The following is a 15607-nucleotide window of genomic DNA, read 5'->3' as shown; positions in this document are numbered from 1 at the left end:
CGTCACCAGCGGTAGTGGGCGAAGGCCTTGTTGGACTCCGCCATCTTGTGCATGTCCTCGCGCCGCTTGACGCTCGCGCCCAGCCCGTTGCTGGCGTCGAGCAGCTCGTTCATCAGCCGCTCGACCATCGTCTTCTCCCGGCGCTGCCCCGCGAACGTCACCAGCCACCGCAGCGCGAGGGTGGTCTGCCGCGGCGCACGCACCTCGACCGGCACCTGGTAGGTCGCGCCACCGACCCGGCGGCTGCGGACCTCCAGGGCCGGCTTGACGTTGTCCATCGCCCGCTTGAGCGTCACGACCGGGTCGGTTCCGGTCTTCTCCCGGGTGCCCTCGAGAGCGGCGTAGACGATCCGCTCGGCGAGCGAGCGCTTGCCGTCCTTGAGCACCTTGTTCACCAGCTGGGTGACCAGCGGAGAGCCGTAAACCGGGTCGGAGACCAGCGGCCGCTTCGGGGCGGGACCCTTGCGGGGCATCAGCTCTTCTCCTTCTTCGCGCCGTAGCGGCTACGCGCCTGCTTGCGGTTCTTGACGCCCTGGGTGTCCAGCGACCCGCGGACGATCTTGTAGCGGACACCCGGGAGGTCCTTCACCCGGCCGCCGCGCACGAGCACGATAGAGTGCTCCTGCAGGTTGTGCCCCTCACCGGGGATGTAGGCCGTGACCTCGATCAAACTGGTCAGCCGGACGCGGGCCACCTTGCGCAGCGCGGAGTTCGGCTTCTTGGGCGTCGTGGTGTACACGCGCGTGCAGACCCCGCGGCGCTGAGGACTCCCCTTGAGCGCGGCACTCTTGGTCTTGGTGACCTTGTCCTGACGGCCCTTGCGGACCAGCTGCTGGATCGTGGGCATGGACCGTTTACTTCTTCCCGTCGGCTTGCTCGGCTGTACTGATCTCGTGCTCTGGAGACTCGGCGAGCGACCGGCGGAAACCGGCCCCCCGTACCCGAGGTCGGGCGTGTCGCACCCGGGGGCCTCGTGTCAGGATCGAGAAACCAAACCCTGCAGCGAGTCCGGGGCCCGCTGCCCGCGAGAACCTGCTCGACGCTGGCGCGCGGAGCCGGTGACCAACAGGCACACGGATCGGCTCGACCATGGTCGAGCGCAAGACCACAGCGTACTCGCCCCGCGGCAAGGGGGTCAAAACGGGTCCGTGGTCAATGCCGGTCGTTGTGCGCAGGGTGCCGCACCCGTATCCGCTTCGCAAGCCGACTCGCCCGTTCGCCGCGCAACAACGTCCACTCGCCGCAGCCGCGTCGCTCCCCGACAGGCGCTGCGTGACCCCGCCCACGTCGCCCTCACGACCTGGCCCGACCGAGTCATGACGATCGACGGTTGGGAATGCTCCACCGCGGAAACCGCAGTTCGCGGCGCCGGAACGCCGATCATCGGCCGGGCTGAGCCGGCTGAAGAGACGAGGCCGATCCGGCCGGAACCAGCGACGGGGCCGGTGACCGCCGCGGGAGAACGGTCACCGGCCCCGTCGTGGGCCGTACCTCGGGCGCTACCGGCTAGCGGTAGTCGCGCCCGAAGTCGTAGTCGTCCAGCGGAACCGCCGCACCGGTCCCGGTGCCGAACACGTCGGGGCTGTAGTACCCGTCGTCGTAGCTCGGCAGGGCGTAGGCGGCCGCGCGGGCCTCCTCGGTGGGCTGCACCTGGATGTTGCGGTACCGGCTGATGCCCGTACCGGCCGGGATCAGCTTGCCGATGATCACGTTCTCCTTCAGCCCGACAAGCTTGTCGCGCTTACCGTTGATCGCGGCATCGGTCAGGATCCGGGTCGTCTCCTGGAACGACGCCGCGGACAGCCACGACTCCGTCGCCAGCGACGCCTTCGTGATCCCCATCAGCACCGGGCGACCCGAGGCGGGCTCGCCGCCCTCGGCCACCACCCGCCGGTTCTCCGCCTCGAACTCGGCCCGCTCGGCCAGCGCACCGGGCAGGAACTCGGTCGAGCCCGAGTCGATGATCGTCACCCGGCGCAGCATCTGCCGGACGATGACCTCGATGTGCTTGTCGTGGATGTCCACGCTCTGCGTGCGGTACACCTTCTGCACCTCACGCACCAGGTGCAGCTGCACCTCGCGCGGGCCCATGACGCGCAGCACCTCGTGCGGGTCTGCGGTGCCCTCCAGCAGGAGCTGGCCCACCTGGACATGGTCACCGTCGGCCAGCGGACGCTCCTGGCCGTCGACCGTGGTCATCGCCAGCCACTGCCGCTTGGACAGCTTGTCGTAGACGATCTCCTCGCCGCCGTCGTCCGGGATGAGGGTGATCTTCCAGAAGCGGTCGCCGTCCTCGATCCGGATCCGGCCATCGACGTCGGCGATGGGCGCCTTACCGCGCGGGATACGCGCCTCGAACAGCTCCTGGACACGCGGCAGACCGGTCGTGATGTCGTCACCGGCCACACCACCGGTGTGGAAGGTACGCATCGTCAGCTGCGTGCCGGGCTCGCCGATCGACTGCGCGGCCACGATGCCGACGGCCTCGCCGACATCCACCAGCTTGCCGGTGGCCATCGATCGGCCGTAGCACATGGCGCAGATACCGGTGGCCGACGCGCAGGTCAGCGCGCTGCGCACCTTGATCTGCCGCACGCCCGCCGCCACCAGGGCATCGAGCGCCGGATCCCCCAGGTCGTCGCCACGCCGGACGACGAACTCGCCGTCGGGCCCGACGACGTCCTCGGCCGCCGAGCGCGCATACACCGACGTCCGCAGGTACCGATGCGGGATGAGCGAACCATCGCCGGCGTCCTCGGTGACCGGCATGACGATGGAGCGCTCGGTCCCGCAGTCGACCTCGCGAACGATGACGTCCTGCGAGACGTCGACGAGGCGCCGGGTCAGGTAGCCCGAGTCCGCGGTCCGCAGCGCGGTGTCCGCCAGACCCTTGCGGGTGCCGTGCGTGGAGATGAAGTACTCCAGCACCGACAGGCCCTCACGGAAGTTGGCCTTGATCGGACGGGGGATGTACTCGCCCTTCGGGTTGGCCACCAGACCCCGCATCCCGGCCAGCTGCCGGACCTGGGTCATGTTGCCCGCGGCACCCGACTTCACGATCGTCGGGATCGGGTTGTCCTCGGGGAAGTTCTCCTCCATGGCCCTGGCGACCTCCTCGGAGGCCTGGGACCAGATCTTGACCATCTCGTCGTTGCGCTCCTGGTGGGACAGCGCGCCCCGCTGGTAGCGCTTGTTGACCTGGTCGGCCTTGGCCTCGTACTGGTCGAGGATCTCCTGCTTGGTCGGCGGGACCACGACGTCATCGATCGCCAGCGTCACGCCGGAGCGGGTGGCCCAGTAGAAGCCGGCGTCCTTGAGCCGGTCGAGGACCTGGGCGACCTCGGTCATCGTGTACCGCTCGGCCAGGTCGTTGATGATCGCCGCCTGGCGCTTCTTCGGCAGCGGCTCGTTGACGAACGGGTAGTCCGGCGGCAGCAGCTCGTTGAACAGCACCCGGCCCAGCGTCGTCTCGGCCCGCCAGGCCTCGTCGTCGGCGAGCGTCACGCCCACGCCGGGCACGACGTCGGCGAGCCGGACCGTGATCTTCGCCTGCAGATCGAGCACCTTGCGGTCGAAGGCCATGATCGCCTCGGCGGGCGAGCTGAAGTAATGTCCCTCGCCCGGGGCCCCGGAGCGCTCGCGGGTCAGGTGGAACAGCCCCGTGACCATGTCCAGCCGCGGCATCGCCAGCGGGCGGCCCGACGCCGGCGAGAGGATGTTGTTGCTCGAGAGCATCAACACCCTGGCCTCGGCCTGGGCCTCGGCCGACAGCGGCAGGTGGACCGCCATCTGGTCACCGTCGAAGTCGGCGTTGAACGCCTCGCAGACCAGCGGGTGCAGCTGGATGGCCTTGCCCTCGACCAGCTGCGGCTCGAACGCCTGGATGCCGAGCCGGTGCAGCGTCGGCGCGCGGTTGAGCAGCACCGGGTGCTCGGTGATGACCTCCTCGAGCACGTCCCACACCTGCGAGCGGCCGCGTTCGACCATGCGCTTGGCGGACTTGATGTTCTGCGCGTGGTTGAGGTCGACCAGCCGCTTCATGACGAACGGCTTGAACAGCTCCAGCGCCATCTGCTTGGGCAGTCCGCACTGGTGCAGCTTGAGCTGCGGGCCGACCACGATGACCGAACGGCCGGAGTAGTCGACGCGCTTGCCGAGCAGGTTCTGGCGGAACCGGCCCTGCTTGCCCTTGAGCAGATCCGAGAGCGACTTGAGCGGGCGGTTGCCCGGACCGGTCACCGGACGTCCGCGGCGGCCGTTGTCGAACAGCGCGTCGACGGCCTCCTGCAGCATCCGCTTCTCGTTGTTGACGATGATCTCGGGCGCGCCGAGGTCGATCAGCCGCTTGAGGCGGTTGTTGCGGTTGATGACCCGCCGGTACAGGTCGTTGAGGTCGCTCGTCGCGAAGCGACCACCGTCGAGCTGCACCATCGGGCGCAGGTCCGGCGGGATGACCGGAACGCAGTCGAGCACCATGCCCATCGGCGAGTTACCGGTGGCCTGGAACGCCGCGACGACCTTGAGCCGCTTGAGCGCGCGCAGCTTCTTCTGCCCCTTGCCGCTGCGGATGACCTCGCGCAGGTTCTCGGCCTCGGCGTCGATGTCGAAGTTCTGCAGCAGGGTCTGGATCGCCTCGGCGCCCATGGCGCCGGTGAAGTAGTCGCCGTAGCGGTCGTAGAGCTCACGGTAGAGCCCCTCGTCGGCGATCAGCTGCTGGACCTCGAGCTTGGTGAAGGTCGTCCAGATCTCGTCGAGCCGGTCGAGCTCGCGCTGGGCGCGGTCGCGGAGCTGGCGCATCTCACGCTCGCCGCCCTCCTTGACCTTGCGACGGACGTCGCTCTTGGCGCCCTCCGCCTCGAGCTCGGCCAGATCGGCCTCCAGCTTCTGGGCCCTGGCCTCCACATCGGTGTCGCGACGCTGCTCGACCCGCTTGCGCTCCACGCTCATCTCGTTCTCGAGCGTGGTCAGGTCGTTGTGCCGCAGTTCCGTGTTCACCGACGTGATCACGTAGGCGGCGAAGTAAATGATCTTCTCTAGATCCTTCGGCGCCAGGTCGAGCAGGTAGCCCAGCCGGCTCGGCACACCCTTGAAGTACCAGATGTGCGTGACCGGGGCGGCCAGCTCGATATGCCCCATCCGCTCGCGCCGCACCTTGGCGCGCGTGACCTCCACACCGCAGCGCTCGCAGATGATGCCCTTGAACCGGACGCGCTTGTACTTGCCGCAGTAGCACTCCCAGTCCCGGGTGGGGCCGAAGATCTTCTCGCAGAACAGCCCGTCCTTCTCCGGCTTCAGCGTCCGGTAGTTGATGGTCTCGGGCTTCTTGACCTCGCCGTGGGACCACTGGCGGATGTCGTCGGCGGTGGCCAGGCCGATGCGCAGCTCGTCGAAGAAGTTGACGTCGAGCACGTGTGTCCTCAGTTTCCCCGAAGTTGAATCAATAGCGGTTGTCACGTGGTGACCAGGACGGAGCCGGCATCAGTTGACGACATCGTCGACGCCGATCGAATCGGAACCCGGGCGGCTGGACAGGTTGATGCCCAGGTTCGCCGCGGCCCGCTCGAGGTCCTCGTCGTCGGCGTCGCGCATCTCGATGGCCGCACCGTCACTGGACAGCACCTCGACGTTGAGGCACAGCGACTGCAGCTCCTTGAGCAGTACCTTGAACGACTCCGGGATGCCCGGCTCGGGGATGTTCTCCCCCTTCACGATGGCCTCGTAGACCTTCACCCGGCCCACCACGTCATCCGACTTGATGGTGAGCAGCTCCTGCAGGGTGTAGGCCGCGCCGTAGGCCTGCATCGCCCAGCACTCCATCTCCCCGAAGCGCTGGCCACCGAACTGGGCCTTACCGCCGAGCGGCTGCTGGGTGATCATCGAGTACGGGCCGGTCGACCGTGCGTGGATCTTGTCGTCGACCAGGTGAGCCAGCTTCAGGATGTACATGTAGCCGACCGCCACCGGGAACGGGTACGGCTCGCCGGAGCGCCCGTCGAACAGGGTGGCCTTGCCGTCCGCACCGACCATCCGCTCGCCGTCCCGGTTGGGCAGCGTCGCGCCGAGCAGCCCGGTGATCTCGTTCTCCCGGGCGCCGTCGAAGACCGGCACCGCGGTGTTCGTACCGGGGGTCGCCGAGTAGAGCTCCTCGGGCAGCTTCGACGCCCAGTCCGGCTTGCCCTCGATCTCCCAGCCCGACTTGGCGATCCAGCCGAGGTGGGTCTCCAGGATCTGGCCGATGTTCATCCGGCGCGGAACCCCGTGGGTGTTCAGGATGATGTCGATCGGGGTGCCGTCCGGCAGGAACGGCATGTCCTCGACGGGCAGGATCTTGCCGATGACGCCCTTGTTGCCGTGACGGCCCGCCAGCTTGTCACCGTCGGAGATCTTGCGCTTCTGCGCGACGTAGACCCGCACCAGCTCATTGACGCCCGGGGCGAGCTCGTCCTCGTCGTCACGGGAGAACACCCGGATGCCGATGACCTTGCCGTTCTCCCCGTGCGGGACCTTCAGCGACGTGTCGCGCACCTCGCGCGCCTTCTCCCCGAAGATCGCACGCAGCAGCCGTTCCTCCGGGGTCAGCTCCGTCTCGCCCTTGGGCGTGACCTTGCCGACCAGGATGTCGCCGGGCTGGACCTCGGCACCGATGCGGACGATGCCGCGCTCGTCGAGGTCGGCGAGGACGTCCTCGGAGACGTTCGGGATGTCTCGGGTGATCTCCTCGGCGCCCAGCTTGGTGTCGCGGGCGTCGATCTCGTGCTCCTCGATGTGGATCGACGTCAGCACGTCGTCCTGGACAAGGCGCTGCGAGAGGATGATCGCGTCCTCGTAGTTGTGACCCTCCCACGGCATGATCGCCACGAGCAGGTTCTTACCCAGCGCCATCTCGCCGTTCTCGGTGCACGGCCCGTCGGCGAGCACCTGACCCGCCTCGACCCGCTGGCCCTCGTCGACGATGGGCTTCTGGTTGTTGCAGGTGCCCTGGTTGGACCGGCGGAACTTGTTCAGCCGGTAGGTCTGCCGGTCGCCCTCGTCGGACATCACGGTGATGTAGTCGGCGCACAGCTCCTCGACCACACCGGGCTTGTCCGCCACCAGCACGTCGCCGGCGTCGACCGCGGCCCGCAGCTCCATCCCGGTGCCGACCAGCGGCGCCTCGCTGCGCAGCAGCGGCACGGCCTGGCGCTGCATGTTGGCGCCCATCAGCGCGCGGTTCGCGTCGTCGTGCTCGAGGAACGGGATGAGCGCGGTCGCGACCGAGACCATCTGCCGCGGCGAGACGTCGATGTAGTCGACGCCGCTCGGCGAGATGTAGTCGACCTCGCCGCCCTTGCGCCGGACCAGGACCCGGTCCTCCTGGAAGTGCCCGTCGTCCGTCAGCGGCGCGTTGGCCTGCGCGATGACGAAGCGGTCCTCCTCATCGGCGGTCAGATAGTCGATCTGCTCGGTGACCCGGCCGTCGGAGACCTTGCGGTACGGCGTCTGGATGAAGCCGAAGGGGTTGACCTGCGCGAACGTCGACAGCGACCCGATGAGGCCGATGTTCGGACCCTCCGGGGTCTCGATCGGGCACATCCGGCCGTAGTGGCTGGTGTGCACGTCGCGGACCTCGAAGCCCGCGCGCTCGCGGGACAGTCCACCGGGGCCGAGCGCGGACAGCCTGCGCTTGTGGGTCAGCCCGGCCAGCGGGTTGTGCTGGTCCATGAACTGCGACAGCTGCGAGGTGCCGAAGAACTCCTTGATCGCGGCCACGACCGGCCGGATGTTGATCAGGGTCTGCGGCGTGATGGCCTCGACGTCCTGGGTGGTCATCCGCTCGCGGACGACCCGCTCCATCCGGGACAGGCCGACCCGGACCTGGTTCTGGATGAGCTCGCCGACCGTGCGCAGGCGGCGGTTGCCGAAGTGGTCGATGTCGTCGGTCTCGACCGGGATCGTGACCGCGTCCTCGCCCTCGCCCACCGTCATCGAGGTCTCGCCCGCGTGCAGCCGCACGAGGTACTCGATCGTGGTCGCGATGTCCTCCTCGGTGAGCGTGCCGACCGAGGTGTCGATGGAGAGGCCGAGCTTCTTGTTGGCCTTGTACCGGCCCACCTTGGCGAGGTCGTAGCGCTTGTCCTTGAAGAACAGGTTCTCCAGGAGGGTCTGCGCGCTCTCGCGCGTCGGCGGTTCGCCCGGGCGCAGCTTGCGGTAGATGTCCAGCAGCGCCTCGTCCTGGCCCGCGGTGTGGTCCTTCTCCAGCGTGGCGAGGACCGTTTCGGAGAAGCCGAAGCGGGCCTGGATCTGCTCGGCCGTCCAGCCCAGCGCCTTGAGCAGCACGGTGACCGGCTGGCGGCGCTTGCGGTCGATCCGGACGCCGACGGTGTCCCGCTTGTCGACGTCGAACTCCAGCCACGCGCCACGACTCGGGATGATCTTGACCGAGTAGACGTCCTTCTCGGTCGTCTTGTCGATCGTGTGGTCGAAATACACGCCCGGCGACCGGACGAGCTGGGAGACGACGACCCGCTCGGTGCCGTTGATGATGAACGTGCCCTTGTTGGTCATCATCGGGAAGTCGCCCATGAACACCGTCTGGCTCTTGATCTCGCCGGTGGTGTTGTTGGTGAACTCCGCGGTGACGAACAGCGGGGCCGCGTAGGTCATGTCCTTGTCGCGGCACTCCTCGACGGAGGCCTTGACGTCGTCGAAGCGAGGGTCGGAGAACGACAGGGACATGGAGCCGGAGAAGTCTTCGATCGGGGAGATCTCCGCCAGGATCTCCTCGAGGCCACCGACGGGATCGTCGTCACCGGCGTCGATCCGCCGCTGGAACCAGGCCTCGTCACCGATCAGCCACTGGAAGGACTGGATCTGCAGATCGAGGAGGTCGGGCACCTCCAACGGCTCGCGGATCTTCGCGAACGAGACGCGGGTCGGTGCACCCGGGAAGTTCGGGTTCGCCGAAACAGCGGAGGCGGGGGTCGCAGTGGTCACGGTGGCGCGGGAGACAGCCAAGATGCGTCCTTCCGAGAACTACGCTCTCGTCTGGCGGCACCCCGTCCTTCGCGCTACCGTCTGGTCGGATCGCCCGGAGTGGGAGGCCGGGCGGCGGCCGTCGAGCTGCCTGGATCTGGTGCACGCCGTCTGTTGTCGTGGCGCAGCCGACAGCCAGGGCCCACGCTCGCGGCCAGACCTTCCGGGTCGGGTTTCCGGCGGCGCGCGCAGTACCTGGACGAAGGCAGCGCAAAGAGCCAGTCTAGCCGCAATCGCAGCCGCTGTCGAGACAGGTCACCAAGGTAACCATCAGAGATCTAAGAGTGACCTGCGCGGCGCAGTGAGTCAAGACTCTACGCGTCGATAAGTGGTCTGTTTCGAAGGACGACCGGTAATGGTCCCTCGGAGGCAGGCAACGCGGAGCGCTCCGGCGACACCCAGACCCCGGCAGCCGCGACGACCCGTTCACCCGGACGCCGGGACTCGCGCCATCCGTCGCCGTGCCGACCGTGCCGGATCGTACCGATCACCCGTAGTGCCGCACCCATCACCCCCGGGAACCGGAGGTCGGCGGCATGTCGAGCGGACTCGTCAGCCGTCCTTGACACGCCAGGAGTGGCAGAACAACGATCAAGCAGTCGCATGAATCATCGACCCGAGGAGGACGACGATGTCCGACGCTCCTGCCATGCGGGATCTCCTGGGCGCGGATGCGCCGAGCAACTGGGGCAAGTGGGGTCCGGACGACGAGCTGGGCTGCCTGAACTACCTCGACCCCGGGGAGGTGCTGCGCGGGGTGCAGCACATCAGGTCGGGCGAGGTGTTCACGCTGCAGATCCAGATGGGTCGCACCGACGGTCCGGGCGACCCGCTGTGGCCCGGCCGCGAGGGGATCAGGCGGCAGAACGTGTTGGACGAGTCGACCTGGGACGGCGAAGGGGCGCCGCAGTTCCCCGGCGGGCTGCACTACGCCGACGACACCGCGTTGATCTTCCTGCAGGGCTCCACCCAGTACGACGCCCTCGGCCACGTCTGGTACGACGGCAAGCTCTGGAACGGCTACGACGCGCGCACCACCGTGGAGGGGATGGAGAAGGCCTCGGTGCTGCCGATCGCCGAGAAGGGCGTGGTCGGGCGCGGGGTGCTGATCGACATGGCCCGCCACCGCGGCAAGGACTGGCTGGACAAGGGCGAGACCTTCGACCACAACGACCTGGAGGCCGCGGCCAAGGCCCAGGGCGTGGAGATCGAGCCGCACGACATCCTGTGCGTCCGGACCGGGTTCTTGAGGTACTGGTACGAGCTCAACGACAAGGAACAGTTCTACGACGGGTTCAACGAGCCCGGGCTGACCTACTCCCGCGAGCTGGTGGAGTGGTTCCAGAGCCGGGAGATCCCCAACCTGGTCACCGACACCATCGCCAACGAGGTCACCTACGAACCCGAGACGGGTGTGGCGCTGCCGCTGCACTGCGCGCTGATGCGCAACCTCGGCGTGGCGCTCACCGAGATCGCCTGGCTCGACGACCTCGCCGACGCCTGCGCCGCGGACGGGCGGTGGAGCTTCCTGTACGCGGCGGCGCCGCTCAAGGTGGTCAAGGGAACCGGGGCGCCGGTCAACCCGCTCGCCATCCGGTAACCGGCGAGGACACGGTCATGACCATCTACGACGACAAGCCCTGGCTGGGCATATACGACAAGGGGCAGCCCGACGAGATCACGCCTGAGTTCACCGACGCGCTGGCGATGTTCGCCGCGGCCGTGGCCCGCAATCCCGACGGGGACGCCATCCGTTACTTCGACGGGCGGATCACGCTGCGCGAGCTCGATGAGCTGACCGACGCGTTCGCGGTCGGCCTGCTCGACAGCGGGGTCACGCCCGGTGACCGCGTGGCGCTGTACCTGCAGAACGTGCCGCAGTTCGTCATCGGGCTGGTCGGGACCTGGAAGGCCGGCGGGATCGCCGTGTCGATCAACCCGATGAACCGCGAGCGCGAGCTGGAACTGCTGCTGCGCGACTCCGGGGCACGGGTGCTGGTCGCGCTCGAGAGCCTGCACCGCGACGTCGCGGCGACGGTCGTCGGCCGGACCGACGTACAGACCGTCATCACGACCTCCGAGCTGGAGTACCAGACCCGCAACGACCAGCGGGTGTTCGCCGGGGTGGAACGCATTCGCGACGGGCACACCCTCGACATGACGGAGCTGATCGGCCGGTTCCGTGGCCGCCGGCCGCCGCCGATGTCCTTCACCCCGGACGACACGGCGATTCTCACGTACACCTCCGGAACCACGGGGCCGCCGAAGGGTGCCATGAACACCCACGGCAATGTGGTGTTCAACTCCCAGGCCTACCGGCAGTGGTGCGGGCTGGGTGACGAGGACGTCATCCTCGGGGTGGCCCCGCTGTTCCACATCACCGGCCTGATCGCGCACATCACGATCTCGCTGCTGCTGGGTGCCCCGCTGGTGCTGTTCCACCGATTCGAGCCGTCCGTCGCGATCGACACCATCCGCTCGGAGCGGCCGACGTTCACCGTCGGGTCGATCACCGTGTTCATCGCGCTGATGAACGCGCCGAACGCCGACCCGGACGCCCTGACCTCGCTGACCAAGATCTGGTCGGGTGGGGCGCCGATCCCGCCGTCGACGGTGAAGGCGTTCTCCGCGGCGTTCGGCCAGTACATCCACAACATCTACGGGCTGACCGAGACCACCTCGCCGAGCCACGGTGTGCCCTTCCACGCCGAGGCGCCGGTGGACGAAGCGTCGGGGGCGCTCTCGGTGGGGGTGCCGATCTTCAACACGGTGGTGCGGGTCGTCGGCGACGACGGCCACGACCTCCCGGCCGGACAGATCGGCGAGATCGTCACCAGCGGGCCGATGGTCGTTCCCGGGTACTGGGGTAAACCGGACGAGACCGCCAACGCGATCCCGGGCGGCGCGCTGCACACCGGCGACGTCGGGTACATGGACGCCCACGGCTGGTTCTACATCGTCGACCGCAAGAAGGACCAGATCAACGTCGGCGGCTACAAGATCTGGCCGCGCGAGGTCGAGGACGTGCTCTACGAGCACGAGGCGGTCCGCGAGGCGGCCGTGGTCGGGGTGCCCGACGAGTACCGCGGCGAGACCGTCAAGGCCTTCGTCAGCCTGCGGCCGGGCCGCACCGCCACCGAGCCGGAGCTCATCGCGTTCTGCAAGGAACGGATGGCCGCCTACAAGTACCCGCGGCAGATCGAGTTCCTCGACGAGATTCCCAAGACCGTCACCGGCAAGCTGCTGCGCCGCGAGCTGCGGGCCCGCGAGCAGGCCTGAGCGGACCTGCGGCCCGCACAGCCGCGAGGGGCGGCACCCGATCGGGTGCCGCCCCTCGTGTACTGCCGCGGGTGCGCGAGGTCAGCTGACGGTGACCTTGGCGCCGGCCTCCTCGAGCTTGGTCTTGGCGGCCTCGGCGGCGTCCTTGGCCACGGCCTCCAGGATCGGCTTCGGAGCCGACTCGACCAGGTCCTTGGCCTCCTTCAGGCCCAGGCCCGACACCAGCTCGCGGACGACCTTGATGACCTGGATCTTCTTGTCGCCTGCGGCCTCGAGGACGACGTTGAACTCGTCCTTCTCCTCGGCGGCCTCGGCCGGGGCGGCACCGGCGGCCGCACCGGGCGCGGCTGCGACGGCGACCGGGGCGGCCGCGGTGACCTCGAAGGTCTCCTCGAACTTCTTCACGAACTCCGACAGCTCGATCAGCGTCAGGTCCTTGAACGCCTCGAGCAGCTCGTCGGTGGACAGCTTCGCCATTGTTGGCCTCTCTTCTCTGCGACTGGGTGATGTGGGTGGTGGTGGTCAGCTCTCGCTGTCCGCGGCGGCCGGTGCGCCGCCCTCCGATTCGCGCTTGTCCGCCAGTGCCTGGGCGAGCCGGGCGACCTGCGCCACGGGCGCCTGGAACAGCGCCGCGGCCTTGCTCAGGTTGGCCTTCATCGCGCCGGCCAGCTTGGCCAGCAGAACCTCGCGGGACTCCAGGTCGGCGAGCCGGTTGACCTCGTCGACGGTCAGCGCGCGGCCGTCCATGAAGCCGCCCTTGATCACCAGGCCCTTGTTGTCCTTGGCGAAGTCGCGCAGCGCCTTGGCCGCGTCGACGGGCTCGCCCTGCATGAAGGCGATGGCCGTCGGGCCGGTGAGCAGCGCGTCGAGACCCTCGACTCCTGCATCCTTGGCCGCCCGCTTGACCAGGGTGTTCTTGGCAACGCGGTACGTGGTGTCAGGGCCGAGCGCGCGACGCAGCGTGGTGAGCTGTGCCGTGGTGAGGCCGCGGTACTCGGTGACCACCGAGGCGGTCGCGCCCCGGAAACGGTCGGCGATCTCGTCGACCGCTTCGACCTTGTCGGGTCGGGCCATCCCTTGCCTCCTCTCGGTGTCGGTGCGGGTACCACCGCCTCCGGCCCCGAGAACGACGAACGCCCCGGCGCAGGAGCGCACGGGGCGGAACGGGCCCGCAACGGCCCGGATGACCTCGTCCTCCTGCGCGGGCCGCCCGCCGTGGCGGGACCTTCGCGCACCGCCCGGGCGGGCGGTGCAGACCTGCGGTCTTCGGTGGAACCGGCGTCGAGGATACGTCAGCGACCGCGGGGCCGGGACATCGGCCATGGGGCGCCGGCAGCCACCCCTGCTTCTTGATCAGCATTTGGGCGCCGGGACCCGCGGATATCGCGGTTACCGGTTCCCAAGAGCCGATCATGGGGCGCACCGGTGACGACCCGAGCCCGCGGTGCCCCGGCACGGAGCGGTCTACTCGGCTGGGCCCGGATCAGGACCGCCGCGGCCCCCTGAACACCCGGCGGCAAGCGCGCGCCAGGCGCACGAGATCACCGGTCACGGTGTGCTGAAGCACCGGACGTGGCGGCGGACATGCCGCAGGACCAGGACGAGCCGTCCAGTCGGCACCGTCGCGGGTGTCGGCGCCGTAGCGCGGCGCGGCCAGTGCGATCACGATGAGGATCGCCAACAGGAGCCAAGGTGGCATCGTCACCACCCGATCGTGCCGAGTATTGGCCCTATTTTCGATGGCCAATTCTGAGAGAGTGGACCGGTGGACCCCCTCCGGGAGTGCAGCGAGGTCGGCCCCGACGCGGGCGTCAGCATCGAGCGGCGCATCGGCGCGCACAGCTTCGCGCGGCTGCTCGGCGACTGGCGAGCGCCCGAGGGCCGACGGCTCGCCGCAGCGCTGACCGACCGGATCAGGCTGCTCGTGCTGGACGGGAGGCTGCCCCTCCAGACCCGGATGCCCGCCGAGCGCGAGCTGGCGGCCGCACTGGAGCTCAGCCGCACGACCGTGGCGACCGCCTACGACGCGCTGCGCGCGACCGGGTTCCTGCACAGCAGGCGCGGCGCGGGCAGCTGGACCCGGCTGCCCGCGCCGCAGGCCACGGCCGCCGCCGTCGCGGCATCCGCGGTCACCCCGTTCTCCCCGGCAGCCGACGACACCCTGTTCGATCTCGCGCACGCCGCGCTGCCCGGATCCGCCGACGAGATCCGCTCGGCGGCCGCCGCAGCGGTGGCCGAGCTGGACGGCCACCTCGGCGGCCATGGGGTCCACCTGTCCGGGCTGGCGGAGCTGCGGACGTCGATCGCGAAGCGGTTCACCGACCGCGGCCTGCCCACCACCGCCGACCAGGTGCTCGTCACCGCGGGTGCGCAGCAGGCCATCGCGCTCGTGCTCACCGCGCTGAGCGGGCCCGGCGACCGCGTACTCGTCGAACACCCGACCTATCCCAACGCCCTGGATGCGATCCGCGCCCGAGGTGCGCGGGCCGTACCGGTCGCGCTCACCCCCGACCGAGGCTGGGACCTCGATCTGGTGACCGCGGCGGTCCGGGACACCGCACCGCGCCTGGCCTACGTCGTCCCGGACTTTCACAACCCCACCGGCGCGCTCATGGACCCCGAGACCCGCGCCGGTCTGGTCGCGCTGACTCGCCGGACGAGCACCCCGCTCGTCGTCGACGAGACCCTCGCCGAGCTGTCGCTCTCGGTACCGTCGCCGGTGCCGGTCGCGGCGCATGGGGCCGCGGACTCACCGCTCGTCCTCACCATCGGCTCGGCCAGCAAGATCTTCTGGGGCGGCCTGCGGATCGGCTGGATCCGCTCGTCGGCGCCCATCATCCGCAGGCTCAGCGCGCTGCGCCCAGCTCTCGACCTCGGCAGCGCGGTCCTCGACCAGCTCGTCACCGCCCGGCTGATCGACGGCATCGACTCCATCCGGACCGCGCGCCACGGTGAGCTCACCGTGGCGCGCGATCACCTCCTGAGCAGGCTCGAGGAGCTGTTCCCCGGCTGGCGGCCGTCCCGTCCGACCGGTGGGCTGAGCCTGTGGGTCGATCTCGGCGCTCCCGTGTCCAGCCTGCTCACCTCGGCCGCCCGCCGATGCGGTGTGCTGCTCGCCGCCGGTCCCCGGTTCGGCGTCGACGGTGCGTTCGAGCGGTTTCTCCGACTCCCCTACACGCTGCGCCGGGAGCGGATGGACATCGCGCTGGTGCGGCTGGCCACGGCCTGGAACGGCCTGGACGCCACGGCCGGCTCCGGTGAGACCGAACCGGTCGCCGTGGTCTGAGTCATGCCGAGACGGGGGTCGCGCTGCCCT

At 69.1% G+C, this 15607-nt stretch carries 9 protein-coding genes; 3 read left to right on the top strand and 6 right to left on the bottom strand.

All coding sequences use genetic code 11. From position 1 onward, the window contains the following. Window positions 1–2 precede the first annotated feature (2 nt). The 4 genes from rpsG to rpoB form a co-directional block, all read right to left on the bottom strand. Window positions 3–473 (bottom strand): 30S ribosomal protein S7, encoded by a 471-nt coding sequence (gene rpsG / locus ACFQE5_RS00370; RefSeq protein WP_379581436.1) that lies wholly within the window; start codon window positions 471–473, stop codon window positions 3–5. Continuing rightward, window positions 473–847 (bottom strand): 30S ribosomal protein S12, encoded by a 375-nt coding sequence (gene rpsL / locus ACFQE5_RS00365; RefSeq protein WP_028929160.1) that lies wholly within the window; start codon window positions 845–847, stop codon window positions 473–475. Before rpsL ends, rpsG begins: the two co-directional genes overlap by 1 nt. Before the next feature lie 659 nt (window positions 848–1506). Continuing rightward, window positions 1507–5409 (bottom strand): DNA-directed RNA polymerase subunit beta', encoded by a 3903-nt coding sequence (locus ACFQE5_RS00360; protein WP_379581433.1) that lies wholly within the window; start codon window positions 5407–5409, stop codon window positions 1507–1509. Between the two features lie 69 nt (window positions 5410–5478). Then, window positions 5479–8994, bottom strand: a complete 3516-nt coding sequence (rpoB, locus tag ACFQE5_RS00355; protein WP_379581431.1) for a DNA-directed RNA polymerase subunit beta — start codon at window positions 8992–8994, stop codon at window positions 5479–5481. A 649-nt stretch (window positions 8995–9643) separates the two neighbouring features. Between rpoB and ACFQE5_RS00350 the strand changes: the two genes are divergently transcribed. Both ACFQE5_RS00350 and ACFQE5_RS00345 read left to right on the top strand, forming a co-directional pair. Then, on the top strand, window positions 9644–10612 hold the full coding sequence (locus ACFQE5_RS00350; RefSeq protein ID WP_379581429.1) for a cyclase family protein: 969 nt from the start codon (window positions 9644–9646) through the stop codon (window positions 10610–10612). 17 nt (window positions 10613–10629) lie between these two features. Further along, complete coding sequence (locus ACFQE5_RS00345; RefSeq protein ID WP_379581427.1) at window positions 10630–12291, top strand: class I adenylate-forming enzyme family protein; 1662 nt, start codon at window positions 10630–10632, stop codon at window positions 12289–12291. An 81-nt stretch (window positions 12292–12372) separates the two neighbouring features. On the opposite strand, the gene rplL is transcribed toward ACFQE5_RS00345, so the two are convergent. Both rplL and rplJ read right to left on the bottom strand, forming a co-directional pair. Beyond that, window positions 12373–12768, bottom strand: a complete 396-nt coding sequence (rplL, locus tag ACFQE5_RS00340; RefSeq protein WP_379581425.1) for a 50S ribosomal protein L7/L12 — start codon at window positions 12766–12768, stop codon at window positions 12373–12375. A gap of 45 nt (window positions 12769–12813) precedes the next feature. Beyond that, complete coding sequence (gene rplJ / locus ACFQE5_RS00335) at window positions 12814–13365, bottom strand: 50S ribosomal protein L10 (protein ID WP_379581423.1); 552 nt, start codon at window positions 13363–13365, stop codon at window positions 12814–12816. A gap of 691 nt (window positions 13366–14056) precedes the next feature. On the opposite strand from rplJ, the gene yczR reads away from it, so the two are divergent. After that, window positions 14057–15577, top strand: coding sequence for a MocR-like transcription factor YczR (gene yczR, locus ACFQE5_RS00330; RefSeq protein ID WP_379581421.1), 1521 nt, complete (start codon window positions 14057–14059; stop codon window positions 15575–15577). The last annotated feature ends 30 nt before the right edge of the window (window positions 15578–15607 follow it).

The organism is Pseudonocardia hispaniensis (assembly GCF_042658695.1).
Lineage (GTDB): Bacteria > Actinomycetota > Actinomycetes > Mycobacteriales > Pseudonocardiaceae > Pseudonocardia > Pseudonocardia hispaniensis.
Note: the sequence above shows the minus strand (reverse complement) of the source record. Positions and strands in the feature narration are given on the sequence as shown.

Coding starts and splice junctions, on each gene's coding strand:
- ACFQE5_RS00350 (WP_379581429.1), top strand. CDS start 9,644: ATGTCCGACGCTCCTGCCATGCGGGATCTCCTGGGCGCGGATGCGCCG.
- rpsL (WP_028929160.1), bottom strand. CDS start 847: ATGCCCACGATCCAGCAGCTGGTCCGCAAGGGCCGTCAGGACAAGGTC.
- rpsG (WP_379581436.1), bottom strand. CDS start 473: ATGCCCCGCAAGGGTCCCGCCCCGAAGCGGCCGCTGGTCTCCGACCCG.
- rplL (WP_379581425.1), bottom strand. CDS start 12,768: ATGGCGAAGCTGTCCACCGACGAGCTGCTCGAGGCGTTCAAGGACCTG.
- ACFQE5_RS00345 (WP_379581427.1), top strand. CDS start 10,630: ATGACCATCTACGACGACAAGCCCTGGCTGGGCATATACGACAAGGGG.
- rplJ (WP_379581423.1), bottom strand. CDS start 13,365: ATGGCCCGACCCGACAAGGTCGAAGCGGTCGACGAGATCGCCGACCGT.